This is a genomic window from Nitrospirota bacterium, from assembly GCA_040754395.1.
In the GTDB taxonomy this organism is placed as follows: domain Bacteria; phylum Nitrospirota; class Thermodesulfovibrionia; order Thermodesulfovibrionales; family SM23-35; genus JBFMCL01.
Genome location: JBFMCL010000007.1, coordinates 56,125 through 75,235 on the forward strand (window position 1 = coordinate 56,125; position 19,111 = coordinate 75,235).

Sequence of the window (19,111 nt, forward strand, 5' to 3'; positions counted from 1 at the left end):
TTGCCCTCTTCCTTCCCCCCCGTCTGAATCCCGCGGGAAAGAAGATGATCCTATTTCGGAGACCACCTCGGATTATAGGCCCTGATACTTCTTGATATAACTCTTTTCTGCGATTCCCCGTTTGCCCTCATTATATAGACGCCCTTCATTCCGTCACGGTCAGAGGAAAAAGTGATATACCTTCCGTCCGGAGAGAACGAGGGCTCCTCATTGTTCCCGCTGGTCGTCAGCTGCATTAAGTCAGTGCCGTCGGGGCTCACAGTAAATATCTGGTTTGTTCCCCGCCTTCCCGAAAACACAAGCTTGTCGCCTTTCGGCGACCAGGCAGGCGACGTGTTATATGCGCCTTCAAAGGTAACCCTCTTCACCTCTGTGCCGTCCCTGCGCATCGTGTAGACCTGGGGGCTTCCGCCTCTGTCCGAAACAAACGCGATATATCTTCCGTCAGGAGAAAACGACGGTGACACATCGATGCCATAGGATGATGTAAGCTTTGTCGCCGCGCCGCTCTTTATTTCAACGGAATAGAGGTCCGGGGTTCCGTCCCGTGAAGACGAAATGATAATATCATTGCCATCCGGATAAAAATCTCCGGCCATATTGGTGCCTTTCGCTGAGAAGACCTTCCTCTCAACCATGCTGGTAAAGTCTAACAAATATATTCCCCATTGTCTATTTCTTTCGAGGGAATAGAGAAGCCTTGAGCCGTCGCGGGCCCAGCGGGGAGAGAGGATGATATTCCCCTGCAACCCTGTCTTCGTCACCCTGTGCCCGTCCCAGTCCATGAGGTAAAGCGACTTCTCGCCCTTCGTGTCTCCCACAAACGCGATTCTCGACCTGAAGATCCCCGCTTCCCCGGTAAGCGCATGGTAAATATCGTTTGCGATTGCATGGGAAACCGGCCTGATCAGTCCTTTCGCTGCCTTGTACTCTTTCCGCAGTATCTCTTTCCCTTCGAACACATCATACAGCGTCACGGATACGACGATCTCCTGCCCTTCCCTTGCAGACCCCTTCACCACTGCCTCCGCACCCAGGGGGGTCCAGTTTTTCGGATTGAACGGCTGGGACGCGGTTTCTATATGGGCATTCTTGTCGATGTATGCAAAAAGCCCGGTAAAATCAAGATCGTCCCTGATCGTGTCCGATATTTCTTCGCCAAACGGGCCGGAGAATTCCTGGACCGCAATCGGGAGTTTTTTCGAGGCAGGCGATGAGATGTCTATATAGACCTTCGCCTCGGCAACAGTACACGGCAAGCAGCAGACAGCAACCAGCAAGAGAAGAACTCGCCAGAATCCGCAGACTGAACCGTGAATATCACATGCGTTCGTCATGGGGAAAACCTTACGCCGATTTCCATTTCATAGGGAGGAGGGGAAAGCGGGCTTGCCTTTGCCAATGCCTTCAGTGCAGACCTGTCAAAGAGCGCGTTCCCTGAGCTTTTCTCAATGTTCTGCACAAGGGCTGTCCCGTCTTTCAGTATCCTCACCGCGACGATCGCCTCGACGGTCTTTTTCCCGGTATCCGGATATACCCACTGCTGCCAGATCTCCCTGGTGATTTTGGCGTAGTAGTCATCGAACATGGTGCTCTTTCCCTGGGGCGCAGGCGGGGTACCTGAATGGCTCGGGCTTTTGGTCCCTGCAGCTTTCAGGGATATCACGGAACGCAGCCTGGCGATCTTTTCGATCTTCTTCTTTGCGGCGATGGCAGATATTTTTTTCTCGATCAATGCCTTTTCCGCGTCCGTGTCCCTGCGGGCTGTCTTTGCAGGTTCCGGCGGCAATGCAATTTTTTCGGCCTCTTTGCTCTTTTCGGCGATTGCCTTTGTCCCGGCGTTGGTCTGCATGTCAGGACTGACAAGGCTGACCGTATAGGGAGGCGGGATGATCACATGATTTGTCTGTCGCAAGACAAGAAACCCGATGAGGAATGCGGTCATGTGGAGGGCAAGGGATATTATGGCCGTTTTCTGGAGGCTGGGTCCCCTCATTTAAGACTGATTTTTGGCTCCGTAATCATACCAAGCTTTTCTATGCCCGCATCCTTTATCTCTCCCATTACCTCCACCACAAACCCGTACTGCACATCTTTGTCAGCTTTCAAAAAGACATTCGGATTGAGCTTGCTGAGGGCTTCAAGTTTCCTTCTCATCTCCTGCAGGGAAACAGGGTTGTCGTTCATATAGATAACCCCTCCCTTCTTGACGATGAGGGTTATCCTTTCCTCCGGGGGAAGATCCTTGCCCTTCGCCTTGGGAAGGTTCACATCGATTCCCTGCTGAAGCAGGGGGGCGGTTACCATGAAGATGACCAGAAGCACGAGCATCACATCAACGAACGGGGTAACGTTTATCTCAGAGAGCACGTTCCGTTCCCTGTTGAATTTCATGCGCTGTCCCCGGTAAAGAAATCGAGCAGTTCCTCAGAAAAGTCCTCCATCTCGATGATCATCCGCCTCGCCATGCTGAGGTAGTAGTTGTAGGCGATAACCGCAGGGATGGCGGCTGCAAGTCCGGCTGCGGTTGCGATGAGGGCCTCTGCGATGCCTGGCGCAACGACCGCAAGTGATGCAGCTCCGGCTGACCCGATGTTCCTGAAAGAATTCATGATGCCCCAGACGGTGCCGAACAGGCCGATAAAGGGCGTTGTTGAGCCGGTCGTCGCAAGGAAGTTCAGATACTTCTCGAGCTTTGCGGATTCGAGGGCTCCGTACCGTTTCAGGAGGCGCTTCGTATCCCTCTTTTCCTTCCTGATTTCGTCTGAATATACCGCCTTGAAAAGGTTCGCGATCGGACTGATCATAAGGCTTTTCGTCGCCTGATACAGTCCCTTTGCATCCCTGCTCGACCTGTACGCCCGCAGGAACTGTTCTGTCTCTTTATTCGCCCGCGAAAAATATCTCTGTTTAAAGAAGATGATCGCCCAGGATACTATGGAGAAAAACAGGAGGATGAGCATCACCACCTTCACCACATACCCCGCCTGCAGGATCAGCTGAATGGCAGAATCTTTCATAGCAACCTCATGATAGTAAATTTAAATCAATTTTTATTAAAATGAATTCAGCCCAAAAAGTCAAATGAAACAATTCCGCTGCGCCGGAGATGAAGGCAGTTCGCAATATTTTCAGGACAGGTTTCTGGTATAATATCACGCGGATGTATTCTGCATGCTTTCCGCTGCTCGCTTTCTTTATTCAATAACGCCGGAGGGGTTGCCGAGTGGTTTAAGGCGACGGTCTTGAAAATCGTTGTAGGGGTGACTCTACCGTGAGTTCGAATCTCACCCCCTCCGCCATTCTACTTCTTGATCTATATACCCAACTCCAGCGATACATAACGCAAACGTTTGGTAAACCGGTCATTCCGTATCGCTGGATTTTGGATCTACATTTCCTCCGGGACACGACAACATTGGAAAGAACAACCTGCTACATTATCCTTTATTTTTTGGCAGGGTGAAGCTGAAAGTGCATCCCTTTCCCGTCTGACTTTTTACCCATATCTTCCCACCGTGTGCTTCAACAATCGCCTTAGCGATGGAAAGTCCGAGACCCGAGCCTTCTGAGTCTCTGTGAACACGGAAAAAGGCATCAAAGATATAAGGAATGTGTTCTGCAGATATACCAATCCCCGTATCAATCATCTGTACCAGAACTTCCAGATTCCAGTCAGCAAGTTTAACTGTAATTGAGGAACCGCCCGGGGAGTATTTGATTGCATTATCAAATAAATTTGTGATAACCCTTTCTATCATTTTTCCGTCAACGCTAATCACGGGGATCAAATTCTCGGGATATTCAAAAGAGATTCGGATGTTTTTCTTATCTGCCTCATGTTTAATTATTTCTATCTGATGGTTTATGGCTTCTTCTATGTTAAATGCACTTTTCAGGGGTCTGTATTGCGTCGCCTCAAAACGGGAAAATTCAAGGAAATCGCTTATCAAGTCTTCAATTTTTGTGAGCTCATCTTTCATCATGTGCAGATAATTTAACTGGGGTTCTGTAAGCGAACCCACTTTGCCTGCAATCAATCTTGATAAAAACCCGCTCACCGTAATAACAGGATTTTTCATATCATGAGCAAACATGGGAAGAATATTATTCCGTTCTCTTTCCAGCTTCTTGATTTCTGTAATATCTCTGAATATTTCAACGCCTCCGATAAAATTCCTATCTTCATCAAAAATAGGTGCTATTGAGGCAAGGATAGTGATTACTTCACCGTTCTTTTGCTTTATATTTGTCTCTGCTGCAGCTGTCTGTTGCTTTTTATCAAGAGCAAACCGAAAGAGCGGACAGGCCTCCCTGTCGGTTGTGCCATGGAACATCTCGAGGTGAGATTCACCAAGCACCTCGCTTTTTGAGAAGCCAGTGATTAACTCGGCCTGAGCATTGAAGTCGATAATCATACCTGCCTCATCAACCAGCATAAACCCCACAGGAAGACTGTTTTTCACTGCCTCATAAATTTGACATTCTTCAATTTTCATCGTCTTCCGATATTGCCATTCAAATCACATTATTGATTATTTTTCCACCAAAGAACCCCTTTGCCTCCATTATAGCAAAAGCATTTTTTCATGTCAGTAATTGTGATGATAAATGGAACTTTCGAGTGCAGGGGAAAGGGGGAGGCAGAGCAGGGGTATTTAAAGACCTTCACTCGTTCACTCATTTGCAAACAACATGAAGACAATTACCATGAAATATTGTATATTCATTAATAATAAGCATCGGCTTTAAAGGGAGACAGATGACTGATGACTGATACAAATAAGACAAAAAGGCAGCTTATTAATGAATTGGCGGAACTGCGTCACCGTTTTACCGAGTTCAAAGAATCAGCAGAAGAAGAACTGGATCGGACACATAACGACTTTGAATTAGAGATGAATGTTCGAACTGCCGAACTGAAAAAACGAACGGGGGAGTTACTGGAGGAAAAGGCATTTACTGAAAATGTATTGAATGCTCTCAAAGATATATTCTTTGTTTTTGATCTGGAGGGCAGATTTCTCAGATGGAACAAGGCAATGAATGATGTCTCAGGATATAGCGACGAGGAAATATCCTCAATGAAACCGACCGCGTTTTTCCTCAAGGAGGACGTTCAGCAAATTGAGGAAGCTATCAACAGAATAACAAAGGAAGGCTATGCCAGCATTGAGGCTTCAGCCGTTACCAAAGACGGGAGGCAAATCCCCTATGCATTTATTGGCAGTATATTAAAGGATTTTAAAGGTAACCCATTGGGTATTTGCGGAATTGCCAGGGATATCACCGAACGCAAGATGTTCGAAGAAAAAATAAAATATTATATCTCTTATGATTTTCTCACTGAACTGCCTAACCGGGCTCTGTTTTTAGACCATCTCAAAGCATCAATGGCCAAAGCAAGAAGAAAAAAGGATTATAAGTTTGCTGTTATCATCATTAACATCGACAATTTCAGGAAAATCATTAAAAGCTTGAACCATGTTGCCGGGGATCAACTGCTGATAGAAGTGGCAAACAGATTGAAAAAGCACGTACGTCCTTATGATGGAGTATCAAGGTTCGAATATGATGCGGTTTCACGCATTGGAGGAGATGAATTTGCGGTTTTGTTGGCAGACATCAAGACGGTCAGGAATGTGATAAGTGTGACTGAACGCCTTCACAACCTGCTCAAAGTTCCCATAAACATAAACAGCCATATTGTAAATATCACGGCAAGTTTCGGGATCGTCATAAGTACGCCGGAGTATACAAATCCCGAAGATATTCTTCGGGATGCTGACACCGCCTTGTACAGGGCCAAAAAGCTTGGCAAGGGATGCTATGTGATATTTGATGAAATCATGCACACCCAGGCAGTCTCGTATTTGCAGTTGGAAAGCAGCATGCAGCAGGCAATTCAAAAAAATCAGTTTCTGCTAAATTATCAGCCTATAGTTTTGTGTGAGACTAACGAAATTGCAGGATTTGAAGCCCTCCTGCGATGGGATTCTCCGGAGAGGGGCCTGGTTGCCCCGAATGAGATCATTCCGATAGCCGAGGAAACAGGCTTAATCATCCCTATCGGCAGATGGGTTCTTCATGAAGCATGCAGGCAGATGCGTGAATGGCACAGGCTTTTCCCTGCATATTCACACTTAACAATAAGCGTAAATATCTCCATCAAACAGTTTACAGTCGACCTCGTGAAGATGACAAAACAGATTCTGAGCACAACCGGTCTCAATCCAGACTGTCTGAAACTGGAAATTACTGAAAGCGTTATCATAAACAATCCTGAAATTGCTGCTAAAGTGTTTTCAAAGTTAATGGCAATGAATATAAAGATCCAGATCGATGATTTTGGGACCGGTTTCTCCTCTTTAAGCTATCTTCACAAATTCTTGTTCGATAATCTCAAGATTGACAAGTCTTTTGTACAGTCTATGTGTACCAACAAACCGACAATGGAAATCGTCAAAACTATTATTACAATGGCTCATAACATGAAAATGAAGGTGATTGCAGAAGGGGTTGAAACAATTGGGCAACTCGAAGAATTGAGAAAATTGAAATGTGATTATTATCAGGGCTACTGGTTCTCAAAACCTTTGGGCTGGCAAGATGCTGAAGCATTGATAGCAACGAATATTCAGTAAACCGTCTATCGACCTGTCTCCCACCCTTTTCAAATATACGGGGAAAAAGGACAATAATTATGATTTTTCTCGTACGGAAGGTTTTTTTAATAGGCACAAGGGCAATACCAGTTTCTCCTGCGCTTTTGCATCTTGCGCATTGAAATGCCTCGTTATCTCTCCCCTATTCCGAATTTCCCCATTTCTTTTTCGTATCTCGCGCTCTTCTTTTGTTCAAGCAATGAAATCAATCACAACCTCTTTGATATCCCAGAGGGGCTCAATCTTTTCCCTGATCTCCTCCCTGATCGAATTGGAAAACTGATGATCGGGAGGCAGGTCTATCGCTATACGAACGCTGCCATCCTTCAACTGTACTTCCTTTACCAGGTTGGTCCGCTCCAAATCAAGCCCTGACAACGGATTCATCACCTTCCTGAGTCGCCTGTGTATTTCGTCTTCCGTTGTCGGTTTTTTCTCCCTGACCAGTCCATGGCGCTCCTCGTAGTTCTGTATTGCTGAACGCAACCCCTCCACCGCGAGCACAGAACAGTGGGCTTTTATTTTTGGCAAGCCTCCAAGCGCTTCCGAAGCAGTCTTCCAGTTGATCTTCCTGGCTTCATCAAGCGTTTTTCCCTTTGCAAGTTCAGTGATGATAGATCCGGTCGCAATATTTGATGCACAGCCGTAAGATTCAAATTTGATGTCACTGATAGTTTTGCTCTCAGGATCAACTTTTATATAGACGGACACCATGTCTCCGCAGGAAGGACTCCCTTCAGTCGCTTTCCCATCGGCATCCTCGATTTGTCCTACGTTTCGCGGGTGGCGAAAATGTTCCAGCACTATTTCACTGTAAGGAAATTTCATTTCATATCCTCCGTTTTTTCTTTTCCAAGCGGGCTGATCATTCTTAGTTCCTTCACGATCTCTGCCAGTGTCCCGACTATTTCGTCAATTTCGCTCATTGTATTGTAGCGACCAAAGGTGAAGCGTATAGAGCCATGTGCCCTTTCGTGGTCTCCGCCAATACCCATGATGACATGACTGCTTTCCAGAGAACGGCTGAAGCACGCAGAGCCAGTGCTTACAGCATAACCGTGCATGTCCAGATGCAGGGTAATAGACTCGCCTTCGACAAAGTGAAAGGTGATATTGGCATTCTGCGGCAGCCGTTTCCAGCGATGCCCGTTCAGTGTGGTATCCGGTATTTCTGCGAGTACGCGGTCAATAAGCCGGTCCCGCATAGCCTGCAGGTTCCGGGTTTCGTCCGAGGTCACAAGTTCCACCGCCTTAGCAAAGCCCGCCGCTCCTGGTATATTTTCCATACCAGGACGGATATCAAATTCCTGAAAACCTCCATCGATCCATTTTGTTATCGGTGTTCCCTTCCTTACATAAAGGCCGCCTATGCCTTTCGGACCGTGGATAGTATGGGCGGATACCGTAATCAAATCAACAGGAAATCGCTTCACATCAATAGGGACTCTGGGAAAGGTATGCGTGGCATCGGCATGAAACAGCACGTTTTTCTCTCTGCAGATTTCTCCAATCTTTTCGATATCCTGGACGGTGCCGATCTCCTGATTCGCATGCTGAATCGACACCAGGATAGTTTTGTCGGTAACTGAGGTTTTTAACTGATCGAGGTTAATAAAACCCTCGCCGTCCACTTCCAGATAGGTTGCCTGAAAGCCCTCCTTTTCAAGAGCCCTCGCGCTATGCAGCACCGGGAAATCTTCGATTTTCGATGTCATGATATGCTTCCCTTTTTTCCTGCTGAGCGCAAGCGCAACTCCTTTGAGAGCAATGTTAGAAGATTCGGTGTTTCCCGAAGTAAAAATAAATTCTTCGGAACCGGCACCAAGGGATGCGGCGAGGATATTGCGAAAGCTATCCAGGGCCTCCCTGGCATCGATGCCCTCTGAATAGGCAAACTCAGAGGTGGCAACCGCATAATTATCAAAAAAGTATGGTTTCATCGCATCCAATACCCTGTTATCCATACGAGTTGCCGCGGAATTATCGAAATACACACGCTTTCCGGTCACAATTCAGCCTCCTGTTAAATGAAAAGAGTGATGGATGAATCCCGTGCTTCATTCACATACGTGCCGACAGCACAGTAATCCGATATCAGATCATCTCTCAACTCCTCTTTCTTGATTCCCATAATTTCCATCGTCATATCGCAGGCGAGTATTTTGCCGCCAAGTTCCGTAAAATCTTGCAACATCCTCTCCAGAGACGCAACTCCCACTTTCTTCATTTTGAGCTTAACCATCAGTTTTCCCAGCCCCAGCATATTCATTTTTGAGAGGGGGCCCTTATCCAGGCCACCCTTTTTGAGACGCTGAAGCCCCCAGAAGGTAAAAAAGATTGACGCCTCCATGCCCATGGAAAGTGCCCCATTGGCTATGATTAGCGCACTGTATATTTTATCCATATCACCACTGTGTGCTATTATGGTTGCTTTGTTTGCCATGCTTCCCCCCTATCGGCGAATTCTGATTGTCCAAATACCTGCATCTTCCTTAATATCCAGCAATTCCAGCCCTAACGCCCTCACTGCCATCGGTATTTCTTTCTTAGACGCCGGATGCGTGCCAATTACTACGACGACATCACCTTCCTTTGCTTTTCTCAGGGCTTTACGGGTTTCTACCAAGGGAACCGGACATGTTTCATTGGAACAATCTACTACAATCTCGGCCATACGATATCACCTCCAGCATAGATATCTCAGTGACTATACGACAGACCAGGTTATCACCATCCTTATAATAGAAATATATAAATTATCATCGAAAAAAACAAATTAGGACGTGTCAGATATACACGCCCTTGTCGCAGAATCCTGTTTTGATGAGCACCACAGCCATATTAATCTATCCGATACTACAGCTTTTTTGTATAGAGATAAATGACAAAAATGCTTATCGCCAGTGGAAAAAAAAGACCCGTTATATGAGCCCACCAAGGGACAGAGAACGCAATTGCAAGATAAATGAGGCTGGATGCGACAAACAGCCAACCTCCAAATCTGTTGGCAGCATACCATATACGATCATCTGAAAGTGTCTTGCAAGTGCGTACCCCATAAAACCTGTTCCTTGGTATCCATCCTATAATAAGCGGTATTGCAATAATTATCAGAATGACTGAAGGTATCAGAAAGGGCGGGTTATCCATATGCGTGAAATTTATTCATAACAATATCATTGCTTACCGTTAATTCTCATCCAAAATTGACCCCTTTGATTTACGTAGTCCACCTACAATGCTTTAGACTCGAAAATTCAATATTTCTTCATCAACTACGCATTTTGGTTGACGACTATTGAGAGCGGAGTACATATGTAAATAGATAGCCTTTACGCCTGGCATTGCCTATGAAGAAGGTATCCTATTTCCCCTGAATCACCTTTCTTATTGCATCAATGAGATCTGCCGGAGCGTGATCTTTCGTAAGGTAACCGGCTGCACCCTCTTTTATTGAGAGAGCACCATAATCTTCCCCTGAATATGAACTTAACATCAAAACAGGTATTTTATTCCCCCGAACTTTTAATTCCCTTAAAATAGAAAACCCGTCTCTTTTTGGCATATTAATATCCATCACTATAACATCAATACTGTTCTCCTTCGCCTTATCAAGAACTTCCTCACTGTCAGAGGCTTCATCGACCACTTGAATATCCTCTGTTTCCTCAAGTATCATCTTCAGTCCCTCACGCAGTATCAAATGATCATCAACTATCAGAACTCTTATCACTACTCTCTTCTCCTTGCAACTCTAAAAGATGTTCCTGTCTTTCAGGGATGGTAAAGTAAAATGTTGCACCCGAATCTGGTTTCGACTCAACCCAAATTCTTCCACCATGGTGCTCTACAATCCTTTTACAGAGTGCAAGACCCAATCCTGTCCCCGGATATTCTTGCTTTGAATGCAGACGTTGAAAGATGACAAAAATACGCTCAGCCTGTTCCGGATCAATGCCTATAGCATTATCCCTGATTGAAAATGTCCATTCATCCCCTTCCCGATGGGCTGATATGTGAATCTTTAATGGCTCTTTGCCGCGAAACTTGATGGCATTGCCTATTAAGTTCTGGAATAACCTGATGAATTGGGCATCATCACCCATTACAGTCGGCAACAGGTCATAGGTAACTTCAGCACCACTTTCATCAATAGCTGAGCGAAGATTGTAATATGCCTGCTCCAAGGCCACCGAACAATTTACAGGGCTTACAACCTTGTTTTTTGCGCTTACCCGCGAATACTCCAGCAGGTCGTTAATAAGCATCTGCATCCTCTTGACATCTTCAACAACATAATCGATAAACTCATCAGCCTTTTCATCAAGTTTGCCCTTGTACCGCTTCTGTAAAAGTTTTATGAAGCCCTCAATTCCACGCAAGGGCTCCTGAAGGTCATGCGAGGCTGCAGAGGCAAATCGATTCAAGTCTTCATTGGAACGTTTCAGTTCATCCGATAAATGCTTCAATTCCTGCTCAGTATGTTTGCGTTCCGAGATATCTTCGATCAAACCATCATATCTTATTAATGCTCCATCTTCATTATAGTATGGAGCCAAGGTGTTACGAATCCAGATTAATCCTCCATCTCGACGTATTATCCGGTGTTCTATTGGAAAAACCTTCTTGCCCACCATAATCTCTTTGATTGTGTTTTCAACAATTGTCTTATCGTCTGGATAGATCATCGAGTACCATAAATGAGGATCAGATTTAAATTCCTCTCTGCTGTAACCAGTTATTGGCAGACATCCTATGCTGTGCTCGCTATAAATTACATTACCTTTGCTTACCTGAACTGAATAAGTATATACAGTTACTGCTTCGACCATTTTTTTGTAACGCTTTTCGCTTATTTCAAGCGCACCCTGCATTCTCTCGCGAACTTCTATTTCAGCTTTCAATTTATCATTTAAGCTTTGAAGTTCTAGATTATTTTTTTTGAGTTAGGCTGTACGATCTTCTACTAATCCCTCAAGGTGATGATAGTATTTTTTTAATTCTTCCTCAGTGGAGAACTTTTGAATTGCTTCGCCAATGAGAGGAGACATTGACTCAAGGAATTCCACCAGCGTCAAAGTCACCATTCCTTCCTTTTTGTCTGCAATATGGATTGCACCAAGTATTTGCTCCTGGTAACGAATTGGGATAACAGCAACAGAAGTAAATCCATTCAATACGCAAACGCCTCTAAATCTTGCTTGCTCCTCTTCTGGAAGTTCACCGACAAACTTCATTGTATTATCAGATCGGAAAGAACCAAATGGCGTCATAGCAGAAATGTCTTGCAGTTCTGGTTTCCCCAATATTACACGGATGCAAGCACATTGATGATCTCTGACTGAAAGCCAGTTTTCAGATTCCCAGAATTCCTTACTAAAGCCAACATATGACTCATAAGGTATCTTGCCATATATGTCTAGTATTCTGATCCCCACGCAGCAACAGCCGCTCCAGCTGTGGATCAACTCTACTACAGAGTCGAGATACTCTTTTCGGGAGGATTTTCTTGTGAATAGTTTCAGAAGGGCATTGGTAGATCTCACTTGATTTTCAGACCCTTTACGCAGAGCAATTTCATTCAACAATGCTTCATTTACTATTGTCAAATCAGCGGTACGTTCTTTAACTTTTATCTCTAATTCATCATGTGCTTTCCGCAATGCTTCTTCCGCTTTCTTGCGTTCGCTGATATCAATTACTGAAGTCCTGCATACGTTATTGTGATAGGAATCATTTATCATTATGCTCTCCAACTGCGCGTAAAACTCACCCGCTTTTCTCCTTAGTCTTATTTCACATGTCCGCCGGTCTTCACCTTTAAAAACTTGCTGAAGGTGCAGATCAAATATATTCTTGTCTTCGATAGGGATATAGGTTCGGAATGGTTTGTCAATAAGAAGGCTCCTTTTTACACCTAACTCAGATGCGGCGGTAAGGTTTACTTCCAGTATCAGCCCGTTTTTGTCAAAGGTAAAATAGCCGACAGGGGCAAAGTCATAGAGGTCAGAATATCTGCGTCTTGATTCTTCAAGTTCTGCCTGTGCTTTACGAAGTTCGTCATTCTGCATCTCCAGCTCTATCTGATGAACCTGCAGTTCATGGATCAACTGCTGTGTATCGCTATCAGACATTACCCCATGTTGGGCTGTTTGAGATTTTAGTTTCTCCTCTGCTCTTTTGCGAAGTTCGGAAGGATTTTTCTGTCCTGTTTTTTTTGATTTCATACGAAACTTTCTTCCTGTTTACTATCCAGCTGCTTCTGTATCCTCTTTCGCTGTAATATCCTCAATAGCAAGAAGAATAAGCTTGCGCTGGCCGGGACTATCAACAACACGCGCATTCAGAAGCATCTTCTTCTGCCCTATGACTGGGAATTGGTGAGTGACTTTGAAGTCATTGAATGAATTCCTCTTCGGAATAATCTCATCCAGCAGTTCATGGAGTTTAGGTATATCCCACTGGCCGTTTCCAAGGTTGTAGACAAGTATGTTTTCAGTCTCTTCCGGAGAAGTTTTGAAGGTCTTATAGAAAGACCTGTTTGCTGATACTACTTTCAGACGCTCATCAAGGATCACAAGGGAATCACGAACAGTATTAAGTATACTCTCGGCAAAGATCCTTGCAGATTCTCCCATCTGCTCTGCCTTTTTGCGCTCGCTTATATCCATAAACGCAATAACAACCCCGTCAATGGTATTTTCAATTGTCCTATATGGCAAAATGCGCATGGAATACCAGTTGCTGTTTTCGGTCTCAACCTCGAACTCCCGTTTTTGTAAATCCTTCAGCACTGTCCGGACTTCCTGAGAGACATTAACAAATGGAATTTTTGAGGTGATGTCACTGATAGGACGGCCTGCATCTTCCTGAATAAGGTTAAAGAAGTTTTTCATGGCAGGTGTAAACCGCTTGATCCTGAGATTATTGTCCAGGAAGATGGTACCGATGTCTGTACTTGCAAGAAGGTTGTTGATATCGCTGTTGGCCTGCACCAACGCCTCTATCTTATCCTGAAGCTCTGTGTTTACGGTAACCAGTTCCTCATTGGTCGATTGCAGCTCCTCCTTGGAGGTTGCCAGCTCTTCATTGGTGCTCTGCAATTCCTCATTCGTTGACTGCAGTTCCTCATTTGCCGATCTCAGCTCTTCGTTGGTTGTCTGCATTTGCTCAACAGTTGCCTGTAGATACTCTTTTGTTGACCGGAGCTCGTTTTCAAGGCTTGACACCCTCAGATCATTTTTTGCATCCCTGGAAGTCTTTTTCTTCTTCACGCCTTTTTCCTCGGGAAATGTTTTCTCTTCAAATATGACCACCTTGATTTTCTGTTTCAGGTCCGGCTGCAATATCGTTCGCACTACTATCTCAACAGTCTGATAGCCTTCTTTCTGTTTTATCCGGAACGTTTCCCGGAGAACAGTCTCTTTTTGTCTTGCGGACTTGCTGAGCAATGCGCTGATCTGATAGCGAAGGTCTTCGCGCACCATTGCAATGAGGTTAAAGCTTGGTTCACCGGCTGGCTGAGTCAGGTACCGGTCAGTTGATCCCTGAAAATAGAGGATGTTATATTCTTCATCAATGAAAACACACGGTGGAGCATATTCGTCAAGGATAAGCCTTTCTGCAATTTCCCGCATATTTATCTCTTTAAGAACAGTCTGTCCCGGTTTTTTCATGTATTCCGGATGAGCATCAGCAGCAGGAGCATAAAGATAATCCGGAACCTTCCCGGCAAAAACGTCTTTGCGCTGGTATATTTTCCACTTTGTATCAACCGGTGAAAAAAGCCCGCTGAACTCTCCTATGCTCTCAGATGATCCCAGGAAAAGATACCCGTTCCGATTTAGAGTGTAATGGAATAACGGGATAATTTTCTTTTGGAGCACTGAATCCATGTAGATCAGGATATTTCTGCAGCTGACCAGGTCAAGTTTTGAAAAAGGAGGGTCTGAGATAATGTTCTGGACAGCAAAGACTACCATATCGCGGATCGTTTTCCTGATCCTGTACCCCCCGCCTTCCTTTATGAAGAACCTTACTAACTTTTCTGCCGGAATATCCGCTGAAATGCCTTCTGGGAACCTGGCAAAGCGGGCCTTTTCAATAGTCTCTCTGTTTATGTCTGTGGCAAAAATCTGGACATTCAGGCGTTTATTCAACCTCTCCATGGTTTCCTGAAAAAGCATCGCAATGGAGAATGGTTCTTCACCGGTGGCACAACCCGGAACCCAGACCCGCACTATAGAATCAGGTTTTTTATTTTCCACTATTGCCGGAATAATTTTTTTGCCGAGGACTTCAAATGCCTCATTGTCTCTGAAAAAACTGGTCACCTCGATAATGAGGTCTTTGAACAGGCTGTCCGCTTCAGCTGGTATTTCTTTAAGATACCGGACATAATTTTGGATATTGGTAATTTTGTGGAGAGCCATGCGGCGTTCTACTCTGCGGTGAACGGTATTCTGTTTGTAATGGCTGAAATCATGGCCGGTTCTGGACCTTACCAGCATCAAGACCTTCTGGATGGCGTCAAGATGCTCAGCGCCGACACGAGTCTTGTACCCTTTCACATAGGGTTGTTTTATGTACCCTATGAGTTCCTTCGGCATCTTTTCTGCCGGCAGAACATAGTCTACAAGACCTGTTTCTATGGCGCTCCTTGGCATACTGTCATACTGTGCCTGTTCCGGATTCTGAACCATTATCATTCCGCCGGAACCCTTGATCTCCTTGATACCCAGGGTTCCGTCTGATCCGCTTCCGGACAGGATGATGCAGACAGCATTCTCGCCCTGGTCCTCAGCCAGAGACCGGAAAAAATGGTTAATCGGAAGCCTTACAGGATGGGCTTCAACCGGATCTGTCAACTGGAGTTTGCCATTGAAGATGTTGATTTCCTTGTCAGGTTTATTGAGATACACAGAGTTGGGTTCAAGTGCTATACCGTCTTCTGCCTGTAATACCCTCATAGTGGTATGTCTCTTAAGAAGTTCATCCATAATGCTTTTGTGCTTGGGGTCTAAATGCTGGATAATAACAAAGGCTATGCCTGTTTCAGGCGGCATATGGGCGAAGAAAAGTTCCAGCGCCTCCAGCCCTCCGGCTGAAGCGCCGATTCCGACAAAAGGAAATCCTGATGCAGGCTTCTTAACTGCGGCAGCATATTCTGCAGAAGGTAGTTTTAATTTAGATCGGTCAGACAGTCCGCCGCGTTTTGGAGAAATGATTTTTGCAGATTTCTTGTCAGACAAAGCTCTTTTGGAAACAGAAGCGCTCTTTCTTACCGGAGCAGCTTTCTTTTTGCCCATCGTTAACCTTTTTATATTAATTTACATTTTTATATTAATTTACATTAAAATTGTAACAAAAAACATATTCATTAGCAATCTTTCGAATTGCCTCATCAAAAATCTATATGAAATTGATTCGTTGCCTCATTTAAAAATCTATACGAAAAATCAAGTACTGTCTCTGTCAGCAAGCTGGACGCAGGAATGCGGTCAGCGGTCAAAGAAAAACAGGCGGCGACTAAGACCCAGTAAAGCATATCCCCAAATAGAAGAAGCTCATACACATCTCAGAATTCATACCAAAAGCATGTCAGTATCTAAATTGCTTTCATATAGATTTTTGGTGAGGCAACGAATACCCATTTCGTATAGATTCCTACGTGAGGCAACAGGTCTTTCTTCACCCTATCACTGGAAACCTTGTATTGCGAGTTATTTTTGGTAATCAGCAGGGGACATAATTTTTTAAACGCTCATTTCTATGTAAATGCCTAGTTCTATCAGAATCTTACGTTTTGTTTATACCAGGAAGAATGTGAAAAAAGATTTAACAGTTTTTATGCATACAAATTCTGACTTGCACGTCTCATCACCTGCCAATTAAATGGTGCAGGCGGATTTCATTTTGCTTGCACTGAACACGGATAATTCCATAAACAGCACTCATTCAATGCCCGTTCGATGAATGGCTTGACCCCCTTGATTAGCAGCGTTTCTCGTGAGTTTGAATCTCACCCGCTACGTGTTTCCTGCATATAAAAGTATCCGCAGACGGCAGGCAGGCTCCTTACATTCCGAGGGCCTCGATAAGTCTCTTTTTCTGTTTTTCAATCACCTTCTGGCCGTGATCAAGGTTTTTCAGAATCTCCTTTTTTGCACTCTCGGAAAGATCCTTTCCCTGGTCAATGACATCCGAGACCTTATCCTTTACATCAACCGTAAAATCATTGATACTGTCTATCGCATCATTTACCAGATGGACTGTCTCCCGCTTAATGCGCCGTGCAGTCCTTGTGATATCTTTTCTGGTCTCTCTTCCTGATTTAGGTGCATACAGAATGGCAATGGCTGCACCGATAACTCCCCCGATCAGAAATGCTCCTGCGATCTTTTTATAGTCGTCGTCCATATCGACCTCCTTCAGGATGTATATGATAAAACTTTAACAGGTATGCGCGAGAGAGTCAACTTTTCCGGCGAAGCGCACACAGGGAAAGTCTTTGCTTTTTTGCGCATATTATATAATATGGTATTCATGACGGAAGAAAAGAAAAGCCTTGCGGACAAGTTAAAATCCCCGCAGTGGAGAATCACCATCGCGGTACTGGTGTTCTTTCTTTTCATGTACCTCTGGACAGTCTTTCTCAATCTCGAAGGCTCCCGGCAGCATTCCATCAGCTACAGCCAGTTCATGGCCCAGCTTGAAGCCGGCAACATCCGGTCCGTTACCATCAAAGACCTGCAGGTGACCGGGGATTTCATCAAGGAAATATCGGTGCCGCTTCCCGACCAGAAAACAACGATCACCATGAAAAAGTTTCAGACGTTTCTGCCTTCCTTTCAGGGTCAGGAGCTTCTGAAAAAACTCCAGGACAAGAACGTCATTGTCGATGTGGAACCTTCCGAGAAGGGGTCCCTCCTCTGGCAGTTTCTTATCGGTGTTCTGCCATGGGTAATCATTATCGGCGTATGGATTCTGATCATGAGACGGGCACAGCAGGTCCAGGGCGGTCCTGGCGGGCTCTTCACCTTTGGCGCAAGCAAGGCCAAACTCTTCGACGCAAAAAAAGTCAGTGTTACGTTCAAGGACGTTGCGGGCATGGAGAAAGTGAAGCAGGAACTCAGGGAGACGATAGAATTCCTGAAAGACCCCTCCAGATTCAAGAGACTGGGCGCAAATGTCCCGAGAGGGGTGCTTCTGGTCGGGCCTCCGGGAACAGGGAAAACCCTTCTGGCACGGGCCGTTGCAGGCGAGGCGGGCGTGCCTTTTTACAGCATAAGCGGTTCAGAATTCATCGAGATGTTTGTCGGGGTCGGGGCGTCACGCGTGCGGGACATGTTCAAGAAGGCGAAGGAATCTCAGCCGAGCATCATCTTTATCGATGAAATCGACGCGGTCGGAAGAACAAGAGGCGCAGGACTGGGAGGCGGCCATGATGAGCGTGAACAGACCCTCAACCAGCTTCTGAGCGCAATGGACGGGTTTGAATCGCATGAGGAGGTGATTGTGCTGGCTGCAACCAACAGGCCTGACGTGCTCGACCCGGCGCTGCTCAGGCCGGGACGATTCGACAGGCATGTCGTCATCGACAGGCCGGGCCTGAAAGAACGGAAGGCAATCCTTGAGGTACACACCGGCAAAAAAATTCTTGCGGACGATGTTGACCTTGAAAAAATCGCGCGGGGCACGCCGGGCATGACAGGTGCCGACCTCGAGAACATTACGAATGAGGCTGCACTTATCGCCATAAGAAGAGACAAGGAAAAAATCGATATGAGCGACTTCGAGGAAGCGCGGGACATCATCCTCATGGGTGCGGTGCGGGAGGAAACGATCAGTGATCTCGAGAAAAGGATCACCGCCTATCATGAGGCAGGGCATGCACTGGTTGCCTGGAACCTTCCCGGAACAGACCCCATCCATAAGGTCAGCATCATCCCGCGGGGCATGGCAATGGGGGTAACGCAACTGCTCCCGGAGGAAGACAGGCATTATTATCCGAAATCCTATCTTATGAACCGGCTGAGCGTTGCGCTTGCCGGCAGGGTTTCTGAAAAGATCGTGTTCAATGATATCAGCAGCGGCGCCCAGAACGACCTGAAAGAGGCGACTATGCTTGCGGAAAAGATGGTTGCGCAGTGGGGCATGAGCGAAAAGGTCGGTCCGCTGAATCTCGGACGGGGAGAGGAACACCCCTTCCTCGGGAGGGAACTTGCCCTTCCCAAGCGATACAGCGAGGAAATGGCATGGCTCATGGATCAGGAGATACGTGAACTGATCACCCGCGCGGAAGCAAAAGCGGAAGAGATACTGGCGACTAACCGGCATATCCTTGATAACCTTGCCGATGCGCTGATAAAAGACGAGGTTCTGGAGAGAGATAACATCGCGCGGATTATCAGGGAATCGCAATGAAAGAACTTCAGGAAAAACTG

General features: G+C 45.6%; 17 protein-coding genes and 1 tRNA gene. 3 read left to right on the plus strand and 15 right to left on the minus strand.

Features of this window, described 5'->3' with window-relative positions:
• Positions 1-50: 50 nt before the first annotated feature.
• From tolB to tolQ, 4 genes are read right to left on the minus strand one after another with little or no spacing between them, the layout of a single operon-like run.
• Positions 51-1,337, minus strand: a complete 1,287-nt coding sequence (tolB, locus tag AB1552_05140; protein ID MEW6053163.1) for a Tol-Pal system beta propeller repeat protein TolB — start codon at positions 1,335-1,337, stop codon at positions 51-53.
• Positions 1,334-1,996, minus strand: a complete 663-nt coding sequence (locus AB1552_05145; GenBank protein ID MEW6053164.1) for a cell envelope integrity protein TolA — start codon at positions 1,994-1,996, stop codon at positions 1,334-1,336. Before AB1552_05145 ends, tolB begins: the two co-directional genes overlap by 4 nt.
• Positions 1,993-2,394 carry a protein TolR gene (tolR, locus tag AB1552_05150; GenBank protein MEW6053165.1) on the minus strand — a complete coding sequence of 134 codons (402 nt, stop codon included), beginning with the start codon at positions 2,392-2,394 and terminating at the stop codon, positions 1,993-1,995. Before tolR ends, AB1552_05145 begins: the two co-directional genes overlap by 4 nt.
• The gene (tolQ, locus tag AB1552_05155; GenBank protein ID MEW6053166.1) at positions 2,391-3,020 is read right to left on the minus strand and encodes a protein TolQ; all 630 of its coding nucleotides are present in this window, start codon (positions 3,018-3,020) and stop codon (positions 2,391-2,393) included. Before tolQ ends, tolR begins: the two co-directional genes overlap by 4 nt.
• 192 nt (positions 3,021-3,212) lie before the next feature.
• On the opposite strand from tolQ, the gene AB1552_05160 reads away from it, so the two are divergent.
• Positions 3,213-3,302, plus strand: a tRNA-Ser gene (locus AB1552_05160).
• A 138-nt stretch (positions 3,303-3,440) separates the two neighbouring features.
• Here the strand turns inward: AB1552_05160 and AB1552_05165 are convergent.
• Positions 3,441-4,499, minus strand: coding sequence for a PAS domain-containing sensor histidine kinase (locus tag AB1552_05165; protein ID MEW6053167.1), 1,059 nt, complete (start codon positions 4,497-4,499; stop codon positions 3,441-3,443).
• A 270-nt stretch (positions 4,500-4,769) separates the two neighbouring features.
• Between AB1552_05165 and AB1552_05170 the strand changes: the two genes are divergently transcribed.
• On the plus strand, positions 4,770-6,644 hold the full coding sequence (locus AB1552_05170) for a bifunctional diguanylate cyclase/phosphodiesterase (protein ID MEW6053168.1): 1,875 nt from the start codon (positions 4,770-4,772) through the stop codon (positions 6,642-6,644).
• 213 nt (positions 6,645-6,857) lie between these two features.
• Here the strand turns inward: AB1552_05170 and AB1552_05175 are convergent, their stop codons facing one another.
• The 10 genes from AB1552_05175 to AB1552_05220 all read right to left on the minus strand — a co-directional run bounded on the left by AB1552_05175 (position 6,858) and on the right by AB1552_05220 (position 17,084).
• Positions 6,858-7,493: an iron-sulfur cluster assembly scaffold protein gene (locus tag AB1552_05175; protein ID MEW6053169.1), complete on the minus strand. Its 636-nt coding sequence runs from the start codon at positions 7,491-7,493 to the stop codon at positions 6,858-6,860.
• Entirely contained in the window at positions 7,490-8,674 is a 1,185-nt protein-coding gene (locus tag AB1552_05180) for a cysteine desulfurase family protein (protein MEW6053170.1), read from the minus strand. The genes AB1552_05175 and AB1552_05180 overlap by 4 nt, the downstream gene beginning before the upstream one ends.
• Positions 8,675-8,688: 14 nt before the next feature.
• The gene (locus AB1552_05185) at positions 8,689-9,108 is read right to left on the minus strand and encodes a DsrE/DsrF/DrsH-like family protein (GenBank protein ID MEW6053171.1); all 420 of its coding nucleotides are present in this window, start codon (positions 9,106-9,108) and stop codon (positions 8,689-8,691) included.
• Positions 9,109-9,117: 9 nt separating this feature from the next.
• A complete protein-coding gene (locus tag AB1552_05190) occupies positions 9,118-9,339 on the minus strand; it encodes a sulfurtransferase TusA family protein (protein ID MEW6053172.1) in 222 nt (73 codons plus the stop codon).
• 182 nt (positions 9,340-9,521) lie between these two features.
• Complete coding sequence (locus tag AB1552_05195; GenBank protein MEW6053173.1) at positions 9,522-9,815, minus strand: SdpI family protein; 294 nt, start codon at positions 9,813-9,815, stop codon at positions 9,522-9,524.
• A 214-nt stretch (positions 9,816-10,029) separates the two neighbouring features.
• Entirely contained in the window at positions 10,030-10,398 is a 369-nt protein-coding gene (locus AB1552_05200; protein ID MEW6053174.1) for a response regulator transcription factor, read from the minus strand.
• Entirely contained in the window at positions 10,376-11,539 is a 1,164-nt protein-coding gene (locus tag AB1552_05205; protein MEW6053175.1) for an ATP-binding protein, read from the minus strand. Before AB1552_05205 ends, AB1552_05200 begins: the two co-directional genes overlap by 23 nt.
• A gap of 72 nt (positions 11,540-11,611) precedes the next feature.
• Positions 11,612-12,892, minus strand: a complete 1,281-nt coding sequence (locus tag AB1552_05210) for a PAS domain S-box protein (GenBank protein ID MEW6053176.1) — start codon at positions 12,890-12,892, stop codon at positions 11,612-11,614.
• 21 nt (positions 12,893-12,913) lie between these two features.
• Positions 12,914-15,973 carry a chemotaxis protein CheB gene (locus tag AB1552_05215; protein ID MEW6053177.1) on the minus strand — a complete coding sequence of 1,020 codons (3,060 nt, stop codon included), beginning with the start codon at positions 15,971-15,973 and terminating at the stop codon, positions 12,914-12,916.
• A gap of 769 nt (positions 15,974-16,742) precedes the next feature.
• Complete coding sequence (locus AB1552_05220; GenBank protein MEW6053178.1) at positions 16,743-17,084, minus strand: YtxH domain-containing protein; 342 nt, start codon at positions 17,082-17,084, stop codon at positions 16,743-16,745.
• A gap of 126 nt (positions 17,085-17,210) precedes the next feature.
• Between AB1552_05220 and ftsH the strand changes: the two genes are divergently transcribed.
• A complete protein-coding gene (ftsH, locus tag AB1552_05225; GenBank protein ID MEW6053179.1) occupies positions 17,211-19,091 on the plus strand; it encodes an ATP-dependent zinc metalloprotease FtsH in 1,881 nt (626 codons plus the stop codon).
• The last annotated feature ends 20 nt before the right edge of the window (positions 19,092-19,111 follow it).

Bases quoted from the DNA above. Each gene is read 5' to 3' on its own strand.
- tolB (MEW6053163.1), bottom strand. From the start codon at position 1,337: ATGACGAACGCATGTGATATTCACGGTTCAGTCTGCGGATTCTGGCGA.
- AB1552_05145 (MEW6053164.1), bottom strand. From the start codon at position 1,996: ATGAGGGGACCCAGCCTCCAGAAAACGGCCATAATATCCCTTGCCCTC.
- tolR (MEW6053165.1), bottom strand. From the start codon at position 2,394: ATGAAATTCAACAGGGAACGGAACGTGCTCTCTGAGATAAACGTTACC.
- tolQ (MEW6053166.1), bottom strand. From the start codon at position 3,020: ATGAAAGATTCTGCCATTCAGCTGATCCTGCAGGCGGGGTATGTGGTG.
- AB1552_05165 (MEW6053167.1), bottom strand. From the start codon at position 4,499: ATGAAAATTGAAGAATGTCAAATTTATGAGGCAGTGAAAAACAGTCTT.
- AB1552_05170 (MEW6053168.1), top strand. From the start codon at position 4,770: ATGACTGATACAAATAAGACAAAAAGGCAGCTTATTAATGAATTGGCG.
- AB1552_05175 (MEW6053169.1), bottom strand. From the start codon at position 7,493: ATGAAATTTCCTTACAGTGAAATAGTGCTGGAACATTTTCGCCACCCG.
- AB1552_05185 (MEW6053171.1), bottom strand. From the start codon at position 9,108: ATGGCAAACAAAGCAACCATAATAGCACACAGTGGTGATATGGATAAA.
- AB1552_05190 (MEW6053172.1), bottom strand. From the start codon at position 9,339: ATGGCCGAGATTGTAGTAGATTGTTCCAATGAAACATGTCCGGTTCCC.
- AB1552_05195 (MEW6053173.1), bottom strand. From the start codon at position 9,815: ATGGATAACCCGCCCTTTCTGATACCTTCAGTCATTCTGATAATTATT.
- AB1552_05205 (MEW6053175.1), bottom strand. From the start codon at position 11,539: ATGCAGGGTGCGCTTGAAATAAGCGAAAAGCGTTACAAAAAAATGGTC.
- AB1552_05210 (MEW6053176.1), bottom strand. From the start codon at position 12,892: ATGAAATCAAAAAAAACAGGACAGAAAAATCCTTCCGAACTTCGCAAA.
- AB1552_05215 (MEW6053177.1), bottom strand. From the start codon at position 15,973: ATGGGCAAAAAGAAAGCTGCTCCGGTAAGAAAGAGCGCTTCTGTTTCC.
- AB1552_05220 (MEW6053178.1), bottom strand. From the start codon at position 17,084: ATGGACGACGACTATAAAAAGATCGCAGGAGCATTTCTGATCGGGGGA.
- ftsH (MEW6053179.1), top strand. From the start codon at position 17,211: ATGACGGAAGAAAAGAAAAGCCTTGCGGACAAGTTAAAATCCCCGCAG.